Source organism: Micromonospora sp. LH3U1, from assembly GCF_028475105.1.
Taxonomy (GTDB): Bacteria; Actinomycetota; Actinomycetes; order Mycobacteriales; family Micromonosporaceae; genus Micromonospora.
The window spans coordinates 5,058,914-5,072,965 of the sequence record NZ_CP116936.1; the positions used below are offsets into that span (position 1 = coordinate 5,058,914).

At 71.3% G+C, this 14,052-nt stretch carries 12 protein-coding genes; 6 read left to right on the forward strand and 6 right to left on the reverse strand.

Features of this window, described 5'->3' with window-relative positions:
- Positions 1 to 220 precede the first annotated feature (220 nt).
- The 6 genes from tkt to pgl all read left to right on the forward strand — a co-directional run bounded on the left by tkt (position 221) and on the right by pgl (position 8,845).
- A complete protein-coding gene (gene tkt, locus PCA76_RS23040) occupies positions 221 to 2,359 on the forward strand; it encodes a transketolase (RefSeq protein ID WP_272612559.1) in 2,139 nt (712 codons plus the stop codon).
- Positions 2,360 to 2,374: 15 nt separating this feature from the next.
- On the forward strand, positions 2,375 to 3,553 hold the full coding sequence (gene tal, locus PCA76_RS23045) for a transaldolase (RefSeq protein WP_272612560.1): 1,179 nt from the start codon (positions 2,375 to 2,377) through the stop codon (positions 3,551 to 3,553).
- Positions 3,550 to 5,199 (forward strand): glucose-6-phosphate isomerase, encoded by a 1,650-nt coding sequence (locus tag PCA76_RS23050; RefSeq protein ID WP_272612561.1) that lies wholly within the window; start codon positions 3,550 to 3,552, stop codon positions 5,197 to 5,199. Before tal ends, PCA76_RS23050 begins: the two co-directional genes overlap by 4 nt.
- A gap of 159 nt (positions 5,200 to 5,358) precedes the next feature.
- On the forward strand, positions 5,359 to 6,873 hold the full coding sequence (gene zwf / locus PCA76_RS23055; protein WP_272619539.1) for a glucose-6-phosphate dehydrogenase: 1,515 nt from the start codon (positions 5,359 to 5,361) through the stop codon (positions 6,871 to 6,873).
- A gap of 34 nt (positions 6,874 to 6,907) precedes the next feature.
- A complete protein-coding gene (locus PCA76_RS23060; protein WP_272612562.1) occupies positions 6,908 to 7,924 on the forward strand; it encodes a glucose-6-phosphate dehydrogenase assembly protein OpcA in 1,017 nt (338 codons plus the stop codon).
- Positions 7,925 to 8,074: 150 nt separating this feature from the next.
- Positions 8,075 to 8,845: a 6-phosphogluconolactonase gene (gene pgl / locus PCA76_RS23065; protein ID WP_272612563.1), complete on the forward strand. Its 771-nt coding sequence runs from the start codon at positions 8,075 to 8,077 to the stop codon at positions 8,843 to 8,845.
- A gap of 32 nt (positions 8,846 to 8,877) precedes the next feature.
- On the opposite strand, the gene PCA76_RS23070 is transcribed toward pgl, so the two are convergent.
- The 6 genes from PCA76_RS23070 to whiA all read right to left on the reverse strand — a co-directional run bounded on the left by PCA76_RS23070 (position 8,878) and on the right by whiA (position 14,015).
- A complete protein-coding gene (locus PCA76_RS23070; RefSeq protein WP_272612564.1) occupies positions 8,878 to 9,219 on the reverse strand; it encodes an RNA polymerase-binding protein RbpA in 342 nt (113 codons plus the stop codon).
- A 141-nt stretch (positions 9,220 to 9,360) separates the two neighbouring features.
- Positions 9,361 to 9,621, reverse strand: a complete 261-nt coding sequence (secG, locus tag PCA76_RS23075; protein WP_272612565.1) for a preprotein translocase subunit SecG — start codon at positions 9,619 to 9,621, stop codon at positions 9,361 to 9,363.
- A gap of 95 nt (positions 9,622 to 9,716) precedes the next feature.
- Positions 9,717 to 10,508 carry a triose-phosphate isomerase gene (gene tpiA / locus PCA76_RS23080; protein ID WP_272612566.1) on the reverse strand — a complete coding sequence of 264 codons (792 nt, stop codon included), beginning with the start codon at positions 10,506 to 10,508 and terminating at the stop codon, positions 9,717 to 9,719.
- Positions 10,509 to 11,702, reverse strand: coding sequence for a phosphoglycerate kinase (locus PCA76_RS23085; protein ID WP_272619541.1), 1,194 nt, complete (start codon positions 11,700 to 11,702; stop codon positions 10,509 to 10,511). It lies immediately after the preceding gene.
- A gap of 61 nt (positions 11,703 to 11,763) precedes the next feature.
- Positions 11,764 to 12,768 carry a type I glyceraldehyde-3-phosphate dehydrogenase gene (gap, locus tag PCA76_RS23090; RefSeq protein ID WP_030491582.1) on the reverse strand — a complete coding sequence of 335 codons (1,005 nt, stop codon included), beginning with the start codon at positions 12,766 to 12,768 and terminating at the stop codon, positions 11,764 to 11,766.
- Between the two features lie 266 nt (positions 12,769 to 13,034).
- On the reverse strand, positions 13,035 to 14,015 hold the full coding sequence (gene whiA / locus PCA76_RS23095) for a DNA-binding protein WhiA (protein ID WP_074312802.1): 981 nt from the start codon (positions 14,013 to 14,015) through the stop codon (positions 13,035 to 13,037).
- Positions 14,016 to 14,052 lie beyond the last annotated feature (37 nt).

Consider the following 14,052-nt stretch of genomic DNA (forward strand, 5'->3'; position numbering starts at 1 on the left):
GCCCGCTCGGGTCCGCACACCGACCCACACACTACGCGTCGTCGTTTTGGCTGCCCGGCCGACCCGACAACGGTGCGGGCCGTCACACCACCGGGTTGAACCGGGCATTCGGACGGTCACGTAGCGCACACCATGCAGAGATCCCTGGGCGCGCGTTTAGGGACGCTCGATAGGGTCATCAGTGAGGGTTCCGCCCATCTGCCGAGGAGCACAAACCATCGTGGCTGCCAAACGACCCGAGCACTCCGCACTGAACTGGTCCGACCTCGATCGGCGGGCCGTCGACACCGTCCGCGTGCTGGCCATGGATGCCGTAGAGAAATCCGGCAACGGCCACCCGGGCACCGCGATGAGCCTCGCGCCCGCGGCGTACCTCCTCTTCAATCGGGTCATGCGGCACAACCCGGCCGACCCGAACTGGCCCGGGCGGGACCGGTTCGTCCTCTCCGCCGGCCACTCCAGCCTGACCCTCTACATCCAGCTGTTCCTGTCCGGTTACCCGATGAGCCTGTCCGACCTGAAGTCGTTGCGGCAGTGGGGCTCGCTCACGCCGGGTCACCCTGAGCACGGGCACACCCCGGGCGTGGAGACCACCACCGGCCCGCTCGGGCAGGGCCTGGGCAACGCGGTCGGCATGGCCATGGCGGCCCGCCGCGAGCGCGGCTTGTTCGACCCCGAGGCCGAGCCGGGCGCGTCGGTCTTCGACCACGACATCTGGTGCATCGTCTCCGACGGCGACATCGAGGAGGGCATCAGCCACGAGGCCAGCGCCCTCGCCGGGCACCAGCAGCTGGGCAACCTCACCGTGATCTACGACGACAACGAGATCTCGATCGAGGACGACACCCGGATCGCCAAGAGCGAGGACGTGGCCGCCCGCTACGAGGCGTACGGCTGGCACGTGCAGACCGTCGACTGGCGCAGCGGCGACGCCGACCAGGGTGACTACCACGAGGATGCCGAGGCTCTGCACGGGGCGCTGCTGGCCGCCAAGGCGGAGACCGGCCGTCCCTCCTTCATCGCGCTGCGCACCATCATCGGCTGGCCCGCCCCCAACAAGCAGAACACCGGCAAGATCCACGGCTCGGCGCTCGGCGCCGACGAGGTGAAGGCCACGAAGCAGATTCTCGGCTTCGACCCGGAGCAGACCTTCCAGGTCGACGAGGAGGTGCTCGCCCACGCCCGGGGTGTGATGGGTCGCGGCTCCTCCGAGCAGCAGGAGTGGACCACCGCGTTCGACGCCTGGAAGAAGGCCAACCCGGAGCGCACCGCGCTCTACGAGCGGATGGCTGGCCACGTACTTCCCGACGGCTGGATCGACGCGCTGCCGGTCTTCCCCGCCGACGCCAAGGGCGTGGCCACCCGGGCCGCCTCCGGCAAGGTGCTGGAAGCCCTCGCGCCGGTGCTGCCGGAGCTGTGGGGTGGTTCGGCCGACCTGGCCGAGAGCAACAACACCACCATGAAGGGCGAGCCGTCGTTCATCCCGGCCGCGCACGCCACCAAGGACTTCCCTGGTCACGAGTACGGCCGCACGCTGCACTTCGGCATCCGTGAGCACGCCATGGGCGCGATCCTCAACGGCATCGCGCTGCACGGCGGCACCCGCCCGTACGGCGGCACGTTCCTGGTGTTCAGCGACTACATGCGCCCGTCGGTCCGGCTGGCCGCGTTGATGAAGCTGCCGGTGACCTACGTGTGGACGCACGACTCGATCGGCCTCGGCGAGGACGGCCCGACCCACCAGCCGGTGGAGCACCTGACCGCGCTGCGCGCCATTCCGGGCCTGGACGTGGTTCGCCCGGCCGACGCCAACGAGACCGCCTGGGCCTGGCGTCTGGCGCTGGAGCACACCGACCGGCCGACCGCGATGGCGCTGAGCCGCCAGCCGCTGCCGACTTTCGACCGGGAGGTCCTGGGCGGCGCGGACGGTGTGGCCAAGGGCGGCTACGTGCTGGCCGAGGCGTCCAACGGGAAGCCTCAGGTGATCATCGTCGGCACCGGTTCCGAGGTGCAGCTCTGCCTGACCGCCCGGGAGCGGTTGGAGGCCGACGGCACCCCGACCCGGGTGGTTTCGATGCCCTGCCAGGAGTGGTTCTACGAGCAGGATGAGGCGTACCGGGAATCGGTGCTCCCCCGCGGGGTAAAGGCACGGGTGAGCGTGGAAGCGGGAATCGCCATGTCCTGGCGCGGCGTCGTCGGCGACCTCGGCGAGAGCGTGAGCCTGGAGCACTACGGGGCGAGCGCCCCGCACACCGTGCTCTTCGAGCAGTTCGGGTTCACCCCCGACCGGATCGTCGCGGCGGCTCATGCCTCGCTGGCCCGGGTGGGCGACATCACCGGTTTCACGACCGGCAACTGAGGGAGCGTGGACGGCATGACGGACAAGCTGAATGAGCTCACCGCCGCGGGCGTGGCGGTCTGGCTCGACGATCTTTCCCGAGTACGGCTGAGCTCCGGCGGGCTGGACCAGCTCCGCCGCGAGAAGCACGTGGCCGGAGTCACCACCAACCCGACGATCTTCGCCAAGGCGCTGAGCGACGCCGACGAGTACAACTGGCAGCTGCGCGATCTCGCCACCCGTGGGGTGGAGGTCGAGGAGTCGGTGCGCATGCTCACCACGTACGACGTGCGGTGGGCCTGCGACGTGATGCGCCCGTCGTACGACGGCAGCGCCGGTGTCGACGGCCGGGTCTCCATCGAGGTGGACCCCCGACTGGCGCACGACAGCGACAAGACCGTGGCTGAGGCCAAGGCGCTGTGGTGGCTCGTCGACCGGCCCAACCTCTACATCAAGATCCCGGCCACCGAGGCCGGTCTCCCGGCGATCACCGCCACCCTGGCCGAGGGGATCAGCGTCAACGTCACGCTGATCTTCGGTCTCGACCGCTACTCGGCCGTGATGGAGGCGTTCCTCGCCGGTCTGGAGCAGGCCAAGGCCAACGGCCACGACCTGTCCACCATCGGCTCGGTCGCGTCGTTCTTCGTCTCCCGGGTCGACTCCGAGGTCGACAAGAGGCTGGAGAAGGTCGGCTCCGAGCAGGCCAAGGCGCTGAAGGGCAAGGCCGCGATCGCCAACGCCCAGCTCGCGTACGAGCGCTACAGCGAGGTGTTCTCCTCGGACCGCTGGAAGGCGCTCGCCGACGCGGGCGCACACCCGCAGCGGCCGCTGTGGGCGTCCACCTCGACGAAGAACCCGGACTACCGCGACGTCATCTACGTCGAGGAGCTGATCGCCCCCGGCACGGTCAACACCATGCCGGAGTCGGTCATCCACGCGTACGCCGATCACGGCGAGACCCGCGGCGACACCATCACCGGCTCGTACGACGCGGCGCGCAAGGTCTTCGCCGACCTGGAGTCGGTCGGGGTGGACATGGACGACGCGATCGCCACCCTGGAGCGCGAGGGCGTGGAGAAGTTCGAGACCAGCTGGCAGGAGCTGCTCGAGGGCGTCCGCAAGTCGCTGGAGGCGGCGGGTGCGGGCAAGGGTTCGCCGAACAAGGCCGCCAAGGGCAACGCCAAGGCCGCCGAGAAGGCCGGTGGTAACGCATGAGTGACCTTCTCGCCGGGCCGGTGGAGGCAGCCGCGGGGCTCGCTGTGTACGGCGCGGACGCGGTCGACAAGTCCGCGCCCGCCTCGACCCGGGACGCGCTGGTCAAGGCCGGCGTCCCGGGCAAGTTGGCGGGCAAGGACGCGAGTCTGTGGGGTCCGGACGCCGAGGCTGAGGCGAAGGTCCGGCTGGGCTGGGTGGACACCCACCAGCGCAGCCGGGAGCTGTTGGTGCAGCTGGCCGAGCTGACCGCGGAGCTGGCCGACCTGGACCACGTGGTGCTCGCCGGCATGGGCGGCTCGTCACTGGCCCCCGAGGTGATCACCCGGACGTTGGGTCGCCCGCTGACCGTGCTGGACACCACCGACCCGGGCCAGGTCCGGGCGGCGCTCGGTGACCGGCTGGAGCGCACCGTGGTGGTCGTGGCCAGCAAGTCCGGCTCGACGGTGGAGACCGACAGCCACCGACGCGCCTACTGGCAGGCTTTCCTGGACGCCGGGATGACCGAGGCGGAGGCCGGGCGGCACTTCGTCATCGTCACCGACCCGGGCTCGCCGCTGGAGACCACCGCGACCGAGATGGGCGCGTTCACCGTGCTCGCCGACCCGAACGTCGGCGGCCGGTACTCGGCGCTGACCGCGTTCGGCCTGGCGCCCTCGGCGCTGGCCGGCGTCAACGTCGCCGAACTGCTCGACCAGGCCGACGCGCTGGCCGCGTCGCTCGGCGCGGACCGGGACAATCCGGCGCTGGCGCTGGGCGCCGCCCTGGGTGCGGCGGCCACGCTGGCCCGGGACAAGGTCGCCCTGGTCTCCGACGGCACCGGCATCGACGGGCTCGGCGACTGGGCTGAGCAGCTGATCGCCGAGTCGACCGGCAAGGCCGGGGTGGGCATCCTCCCGGTGGTCGTGGAGTCCCCGCAGAGCCCCGGCGCCACCGGGTCGGACGTGCTGACCGTCAGCTACGGCGGTGCGCTGGCTCCCGGTGACGTGCCGGGTGGCGGCGCCACCCCGGACGTGGCCGTCAACGGCCCGCTGGGCGCGCAGTTCCTGGCCTGGGAGTACGCCACCGCGGTGGCCGGCGTGGTGCTCGGCATCGACCCGTTCAACCAGCCGAACGTCACCGAGTCCAAGGAGAACACCAACAAGATCCTGGCCTCGGGTCTGCCGGCGGAGACGCCGTCGTTCACCGAGGGCGCGATCGAGGTGTACGCCCCGCAGGGCGCTCCCGGTGACCTGGCCGGAGCGCTCCGCTGGCTGCTCGACGGGCTGGGCGACGACGGTTACCTCGCGGTGATGGCGTACCTCGACCGGTTCGCCGACGCCGACGCGGCCCGGCTGCGGCCGCTGCTGGCCCAGGCTGGTGGCCGGCCGGTCACCTTCGGCTGGGGGCCGCGGTTCCTGCACTCGACGGGCCAGTACCACAAGGGTGGCCCCCAGGTGGGCAGCTACCTCCAGGTGACCGGTGCGGTCGCCGAGGACCTGGAGGTGCCGGGCAAGCCGTTCACCTTCGGTGAGCTCCAGGCGGCGCAGGCCGCCGGCGACCGGCAGGCCCTCGCCGGCCGGGAGCGGCCCGTGCTGCGGCTGCACCTGACCGACCGGGCCGCCGGTGTCGCCCAACTGCTCGACGCGGTCGGTGAGCTGCGCGCGTGAGGATGGACGACGTGACTGAAGCGGAAGCGAGGGGGCACCGTGAGCGCGAGGAGTGAGCCGGGGTTGCGAGCCCCGCAGTCGCGAACCGACGGTGGCTCGGTGAGCGCGAGGAGTGAGCCGGGGTTGCGAGCCCCGCAGTCGCGAACCGACGATGGCTCGGTGAACCCGCTGCGCGACCCGCAGGACCGCCGGTTGCCCCGGATCCCGGAGCCGTGCGCTCTGGTGATCTTCGGGGTGACCGGCGATCTGGCCCGGAAGAAGCTGCTCCCCGCGGTCTACGACCTGGCCAACCGGGGGCTGCTGCCGCCCGGCTTCGTGGTGCTCGGCTTCGCCCGCCGCGACTGGGGTGACGGCGACTTCGAGACGTTGGCCTGCGAAGCTGCGCGCAAGCACGCCCGTACGCCCTGGCGGGACGAGGTGTGGGCACGGCTGGCCGGCAACATCAAGTTCGTCGGTGGGTCGTTCGACGACGCCGCCGCCTTCGACCATCTCGCGGCGACGCTCGACGACCTGCGGCAGAGCCATGGCATCACCGGCAACGCGGCGTTCTACTTCTCCATCCCCCCGGCCGCGTTCCCCGTCGTGCTCAAGCAGTTGGCCCGCACCGGGATGGCCGACAACGACAAGTCCGGCGGTTGGCGCCGGGTCGTGGTGGAGAAGCCGTTCGGCAACGACCTGCCCTCGGCGAAGGCGCTCAACGACCTCGTCGACGACGTGTTCACCCGGCAGGACGTCTTCCGGATCGACCACTACCTGGGCAAGGAGACTGTTCAGAACATCCTCGCCCTGCGGTTCGCCAACAACCTGTTCGAGCCCCTGTGGAACTCCAAGTACGTCGACTCGGTGCAGATCACCATGGCCGAGGATGTCGGCATCGGCACCCGCGCCGGCTTCTACGACACCGTCGGCACCGCCCGTGACGTGCTGCAGAACCACCTCCTGCAACTCCTCGCCCTGGTGGCGATGGAGGAGCCGACCAGCTTCGACGCCGACGAGATCCGGGCCGAGAAGCTGAAGGTGCTCAAGGCCATCACCCTGCCCAAGGACGTCAGCCGGGACACCGTACGCGGCCAGTACCTGCCCGGCTGGGTGGGCGGCGAACGCGCGGTCGGTTACCTGGAGGAGCGGGACGTCCCCACCGACTCCACCACGGAGACGTACGTGGCGGTGCGGCTGGGCATCCAGAACCGCCGGTGGGCCGAGGTGCCGTTCTACATCCGGGCCGGCAAGCGACTGCCCCGCCGGGTCACCGAGGTCGCCATCATGTTCAAGAAGGCGCCGCACCTGCCGTTCAACGACGCCGACATGGAGTCGCTGGGCAACAACCAACTGGTCATCCGGGTGCAGCCGGACGAGGGCGTGGTGCTCAAGTTCGGCTCGAAGGTGCCGGGCACCACGATGGAGGTCCGCGACATCGCGATGGACTTCCAGTACGGCGAGGCGTTCACCGAGTCCAGCCCGGAGGCGTACGAGCGACTGGTGCTCGACGTGCTGATCGGCGACCGCACCCTGTTCCCGGACGCGGCCGAGGTCGAGCAGAGCTGGCAGGTGATCGACCCGTTGGAGCACGCCTGGGTGGGCACCACGCCGGAGCCGTACCGCGCCGGCGAGTGGGGGCCACGGGCCTCCGACGAGATGCTGGCACGCGAGGGCCGCGCATGGCGGCGCGCATGAGTGGGCGCGGCATGACGCAGACCAGGAGGCTCCAGTGATCGGGCTGTGGGACACCACCGGCAACGAGGTGGTCAAGGCGCTCGCCGCCGAGCGGCGCAGCGCCGGCGGGGTGGCCAGCGGCATGGCGCTCACCCTCATCGTGGTCGTGGATGAGAAGCGGGTCCGGGAGGCGGAGGCGGCGGCGACGATTGCCGCCGCCGCCCACCCGTGCCGGCTGGTGGTGGTGGTCCGCTCCGAGATCGAGCGGGACCGCAACCGACTGGACGCGGAGATCGTGGTCGGTGGCCGGCTCGGCCCGTGCGAGGCGGTGGTCACCCGGATGTACGGTCGGCTGGCCCTGCACGCCGAGTCGGTCGTGATGCCGCTCCTGGTTCCGGACGTACCGGTGGTCACCTGGTGGCACGGCGAACCTCCGGCGGAGATCGCCACCGACTTCCTCGGGGTTGTCGCCGACCGCAGGATCACCGACTCGGCGCAGGCCTCCGACCCGGTGGAGGCGCTGCGGCAGCGAGCCCGGGACTACGCCCCGGGCGACACGGACCTGGCGTGGACCCGGATCACCCCGTGGCGGACCCTCGTCGCCGGGGCGTTCGACACCACCAGCGAGCGGGTTGTCGAGGCGACCGTGGTCGCGCCGCCCACCGACCCGACGGCGTCGCTGATGGTCGGTTGGCTGGCCAGCCGGCTTGGCATCACTCCGCGCCGGGTGGACTCCGACGAGTTCCCCCGGATGCGGGAGGTGCAGCTGAGCTGCGCCAACGGTGACCAGCTGACGCTGACCCGCGAGGACAGCATGGCGGTGTTCCGGCGGACGGGCCAGGACGACCGGGCCCTGCCCCTGGTCCGCCGACCGCTCGGTGACGAACTGGCCGAGGAACTGCGCCGTCTGGACGCCGACCAGGTATACGCGGAGGCGCTGGGCGCGACGGTCGGGTTGCGTGGGCTGGAGCAGCGTCCCCCGCAGCGGGTGCACGTCTGGAAGGATCCGGCCACCGCGCAGCGCGCCGAGGCCGGGGTGGCCGCGCACGCCGGCACGAGCGGCGAGGGCTGAGCCCAGCCGGGCACGATGTCGGGGCAGGGCCGGGGTGACACCGGCCCTGCCCCACAACCTCCGGGGCATTCGCCCCGCCACCTCGGGCGTACACGCCCGGGCACGACGCGAGAGCGACCGCCCCGCGGTCGGGAAACGAAGGCGCATCCCATGAGTGAGGCGAGTGTCGCCGTCCACGCCGACGCCGACCTGCTGGCGCAGGCCGTGGCTGCCCGGTTGCTGGTGAAGCTCCTCGACGCCCAGGCCGACCGGGGTGAGGCCTCGGTGGTGCTCACCGGTGGTCGGATCGCCGCGGCCGTGTACCGGGCGGTGGCGACGCTGCCGGCCCGCGACGCGGTGGACTGGTCCCGGGTCGACGTGTGGTGGGGCGATGAGCGGTTCCTGCCCGCCGGTGATCCGGACCGCAACGAAACCCAGGCCCGTGCCGCCCTGCTGGACGTGGTGCCGCTGAACCCGGCCCGGGTGCACCCGATGCCGGCCTCCGACGGCCCGGCCGGCAACGACCCCGAGGCGGCGGCAGCGGCGTACGCGGAGGAGCTGGCGCGCGCCGCCCGCCCCGGGCACGCCACGCTGCCGCACTTCGACGTGCTCATGTTGGGCGTCGGCGAGGACGGGCACGTGGCCTCGGTCTTCCCCGAGCACCCGGTGCACTACGAGACCCGGCCGGTCAGCGCGGTGCGGGGCAGCCCCAAGCCGCCGCCGATGCGGACGACGCTCACCCTCCCGGCGATCAACACCGCCGAGGAGGTCTGGCTGGTGGCCGGCGGCGCTGACAAGGCTCGCGCGGTGGGCATGGCGTTGGCCGGCGCCGGGCCGGTGCAGTTGCCGGCCGCCGGGGTGCACGGCGTGGACCGCACCCGCTGGCTGCTGGACCGAGCGGCGGCGGCCGACGTGCCCGCCCGGCTACGCAGCCTCCGCTGACCGTGAGGAGGGGCCCCGTCCGCGGGGCTCCTCTACTCGCCTCGGCGGCGACGTAGCGCGGCGAGCGCCTCGGCCAGCAACGCCTCCCCCTCCTCGGCGGTGCGCCGCTCCTTCACGTACGCCAGGTGGCTCTTGTAAGGCTCGGCGCGGACCCGCCCTGGCGGGTTCTGCGCGTCCCGGCCCCCGGGCAGGCCGCAGCGGGGGCAGTCCCACAGCGGGGGCGCCTCAGCGTCCGCGGCGATCCGGATGTCGATCCGGTGATCGTTGCGGCACCAGTAGGTGACGTCCTGTCGGGGGGCGGGTTGGTGCCGCTCGTCGGGGCGCATGGGCGCGGACCCGACTCGGGCGCCGCGGATAACGTTGCCACTCGGCACGGCTGCTCGCTCCTGTCGTCGGAGGGGACCCGCCGGCTTTCAGAGGTGGGACGGCGGGCGACGCGGTGCAGCGGAGAAAAGCCTGCGCGCGGCCCGTCGAGTGACGAACCGCGCGCAGATTGTACGACTTTACGAGCCTGCTCAGGTGCCGCTGTTCATCTGGAGGCGTAGCCAGAGCCCGAGCCCGATGATGGCGGCGAACCAGACGACGCTCACCAGAACGGTGTATCGGTCCAGGTTCTTCTCCGCGACCGAGGAGCCGGCGAGGCTGGAACTGACGCCACCGCCGAACATGCTCGACATACCGCCACCCTTGCCGCGGTGCAGCAGGATGAGCATGGTGAGCAGAATGCTCGTGATGACCAGCAACACGATCAACGTGTATGCGAACCAGATCGGCATGGCTGGGGTCAGTCCTCTCGTAGCGATCCTCGCCCGGACAGGTCGGGCACAGCGGCACCGGCCGGTGGACGGGCGGTGTCAAGGATAGCGAGCGATCAGCGGGCGATGTGCTCGGGGAACCGGCAGATCTGCGCGAATTCCTCCGCGTCCAGGCTGGCGCCGCCCACCAGGCCGCCGTCCACGTCCGGCTGGGCCATGATCGAGGCGACGTTGGACGCCTTGACCGAGCCGCCGTAGAGGACCCGGACCTGGTCGGCGGTCTCCTGGTCGAAGCGTTCCGCCAGTCGCTGACGGACCGCCCCGCAGACCTCCTGGGCGTCCTCCGGCGTCGCGGTCTTGCCCGTGCCGATCGCCCAGACCGGCTCGTACGCGATCACGACCTGCCGCACCTGCTCGGGGGTGAGCCCGGCCAGGCCGCCGTCGAGCTGGTCGGAGCAGTGCGCCACGTGCGTGCCCTGCTCGCGCACGTCCAGCCCCTCCCCCACGCAGAGGATCGGGGTGAGGCCGTGCGTCAGCGCCGCCTTCACCTTGGCGTTGACCAGCGCGTCGTCCTCGTGGTGGTAGGCCCGCCGCTCGGAGTGCCCGACCACCACGTACGTGCAGCCGAGCTTGGCCAGCAGTGGGCCGGAGATCTCCCCGGTGTACGCGCCGGACGCGTGCGGGGAGAGGTCCTGCCCGCCGTAGCCGATGAGCAGCTTGTCCCCGTCCACCGCGGTCTGCACGGTACGCAGGTCGGTGAAGGGCGGCAGCACGACCGTCTCGACCGCGGTGAGCTGCTTCTCGGTGAGGCTCGCCGCCAGCTTCTGCACCAGCAGGTTGGCCTCGAGGTGGTTGAGGTTCATCTTCCAGTTGCCGGCCATCAACGGCCGACGGGTGGTGCTCGACATTCAGTTCTCCAGGGCCGCGATGCCGGGGAGGGTCTTGCCCTCGAGGTATTCCAGGGAGGCGCCGCCGCCCGTGGAGATGTGCCCGAAGGACGACTCGTCCAGCCCCAGGGCACGGACCGCCGCCGCCGAGTCGCCGCCACCGACGACGCTGAACGCGTCGGCCTTGGTGATCGCCTCGGCGATCCCCCGGGTGCCCGCCGCGAATGCCGGCATCTCGAACACGCCCATCGGGCCGTTCCAGAAGATCGTCTTCGCCTGGGACAGCACGGCGCTGAAGCCGGCCACCGTTTCCGGGCCGACGTCCAGACCGAGCCGGTGGCTCGGGATGCCGTCGACGCGGACCGTGTCGTGCGTGGCGTCCGGGGCGAACGCGTCCGCGACCACCACGTCGACCGGGAGCATGATCTTGCCGCCGGACCGCTCCAGCAGGTTGCGGCAGGTATCGACCATGTCCTTCTCGAGCAGCGAGGTGCCCACCTCCAGACCCTGGGCCTTGAGGAAGGTGAAGCACATCCCGCCGCCGATGAGCAGCCGATCGACCGTGGGCAGCAGTGCCTCGATCACGGCGAGCTTGTCGGACACCTTCGACCCACCGAGCACCACCACGTACGGCCGCTCGGGGTCGGCGGTGAGCTTGGAGAGCACCTCGACCTCACGCAGCACCAGCCGGCCCGCGACGTGCGGCAGCCGGGCCGGCACGTCGAAGACGCTGGCGTGCTTGCGGTGCACGGCACCGAACGCGTCGTCCACGTACGCGTCGCCGAACGCGGCGAGCTGGTCGGCGAAGGCACCCCGCTCGGCCTCGTCCTTGCTGGTCTCACCCGCGTTGAAGCGCAGGTTCTCCAACAGGGCGACCTGGCCGTCGGCCAGGTCCGCGACGGTGGAGCGGGCGGAATCGCCGACGGTGTCCGTGGCGAAGTGCACCGGCGCGCCGAGCAGCTCACCGAGCCGCCCGGCGACCGGACGGAGGCTGAACTGCGGGTCCGGAGCGCCCTTCGGGCGGCCCAGGTGCGAGCAGACGACCACCTTCGCGCCGGCCTCGACCAGCGCGCCGAGCGTCGGCAGCACCGCGCGGATGCGGCCGTCGTCGCTGATGTCACCGGTCTGCTTGTCGAGCGGGACGTTCAGGTCGGCGCGCACCAGCACGCGCCGACCCGACACCCCCTCGGCGAGCAGGTCGTCGAGGGTCCGGATGGCACTCACAGAGCTAGCCTTCCGTTCGCGACTGCGGGGCTCGCAAGCTCACTCCTCGCGCTCACAGCGAGGAACCGACCAGCTTGACCAGGTCGACCAGACGGTTGGAGTAGCCCCACTCGTTGTCGTACCAGCCGACGACCTTGACCTGGTTGCCGACGACCTTGGTCAGCGGCGCGTCGAAGATGCACGACGCCGGGTCGGTGACGATGTCGGAGGAGACGATCGGGTCCTCGTTGTAGACCAGGATGCCCTTGAGCGGGCCGTCCGCGGCGGCCTTCAGCGCGGCGTTGACCTCGTCCACGGTGGTCTCGCGAGCCACGTTGACGGTGAGGTCGGTGACCGAGCCGGTCGGGATCGGCACCCGCAGGGCGTACCCGTCGAGCTTGCCCTTGAGGTCCGGCAGGACCAGACCGATCGCCTTGGCGGCACCGGTGGAGGTCGGCACGATGTTCAGCGCGGCAGCCCGGGCCCGACGCAGATCCGAGTGCGGCGCGTCCTGGAGGTTCTGGTCCTGGGTGTACGCGTGGATCGTCGTCATCAGACCGTGCTGGATGCCGAACGTGTCGTGCAGGACCTTCGCCATCGGGGCGAGGCAGTTGGTGGTGCACGAAGCGTTGGAGATGATGGTGTGCTTCGCCGGGTCGTAGGTGTCGTGGTTGACACCCATGACGACGGTGACGTCCTCGTTCTTCGCCGGGGCGGAGATGATGACCTTCTTGGCCCCGCCGTCGACGTGCGCCTTGGCCTTGGTGGCGTCGGTGAAGAAACCGGTCGACTCGATGACGACGTCGGCGCCGACCTCGCCCCACGGCAGCTTCGACGGGTCCTTCTCGGCGTACGCCTTGATGGTCTTGCCACCGACGGTGATCTCGTCGGCGGTGGCCTTGACCTCGTAGGGCAGGCGACCGAGGATGCTGTCGTACTTGAGCAGGTGGGCGAGCGTGGCGTTGTCGGTCAGGTCGTTCACCGCCACGACCTCGATGTCGGCGTCAGACGCCAGCACTGCCCGGAAGAAGTTACGGCCGATTCGGCCAAAGCCGTTGATGCCAACCCGGATGGTCACAGGTCCCATCTCCTCGCGTTCTGGTCCGCCGGCTTCAGACAACGGGCCGGCGGGAATGGTGTGCGCCGACCGTTGGAGCCGGCCGTCGACGGTTCATCTCGGCCACCCCGCCGCGCGGTCTGAGGACCTGACCGCCCGAGGCGGTGGGCACGACGAGGAGTGCCGGTGTCGGCCCCCTTGCCGTACGCAACGACCCTATCCGAGCGTGCGGGGCCACGCTGCGCCGGGTCGTGCTCCCGGGCGCACCGTGCGCCCCCACCGTCCTATCAGACCACGAGCATGTCGGGCGTGACGGCTGCTTCCGTATCCGGGATGCCGAGGTCCCGGGCCCGCTTGTCGGCCAGCGCCAGGAGCCGGCGGATCCGCCCGGCGATGGCGTCCTTGGTCAGCGGGGGTTCGGCCAGCGCGCCCAACTCCTCCAGCGACGCCTGCCGGTGCTCCAGGCGCAGCCGCCCGGCGTCGGTCAGGTGGTTGGGCGCCTCGTCGGCGAGGATCTCCAGCGCACGGGTGACCCGGGCGGCGGCGGCGACCGCAGCACGCGCCGAGCGGCGCAGGTTGGCGTCGTCGAAGTTGGCGAGGCGGTTGGCGGTGGCCCGCACCTCGCGGCGTACCCGACGCTCCTCCCAGGCCAGCACGCTGGAGTGCGCGCCGATCCGGGTGAGCAGCGCGGCGATCGCGTCGCCGTCCTTGACCACCACCCGGTCCACCCCGCGCACCTCGCGGTTCTTGGCGGTGATGCCGATGCGGCGGGCCGCGCCGACCAGCGCGAGGGCCGACTCCGGCCCGGGGCAGGTGATCTCCAGAGCGCTGGAGCGGCCCGGCTCGGTGAGCGAGCCGTGTGCCATGAACGCGCCACGCCACGCGGAGACCGCGCAGCACACGTTCGCCGCCACCACGTGCGGGGGCAGCCCACGCACCGGGCGGCCCCGCACGTCGAGCAGGCCGGTCTGCCGCGCGAGGGCCTCGCCGTCCTTGACCACTCGCACGATGAAGTGGCTGCCCTTGCGCAGCCCACCGGAGGCCAGCACGTGGATCTCACTCGGATACCCGTAGACCTCGGCGATCTCCCGCCGTAGCCGCCGGGCCACCGCCCCGGTGTCCAGCTCAGCCTCCACCACCACGCGGCCGGAGACGATGTGCAGCCCGCCGGCGAAGCGCAGCAGTGCGGCCATCTCCGCCCGCCGACAGCAGGGCTTGGGCACGTCGACCCGACTCAGCTCGTCCTTGACCGCGGCCGTCATCGCCATTGTGCGTCCCCTCACGGACCGGTTCCGGCGTGTCGCC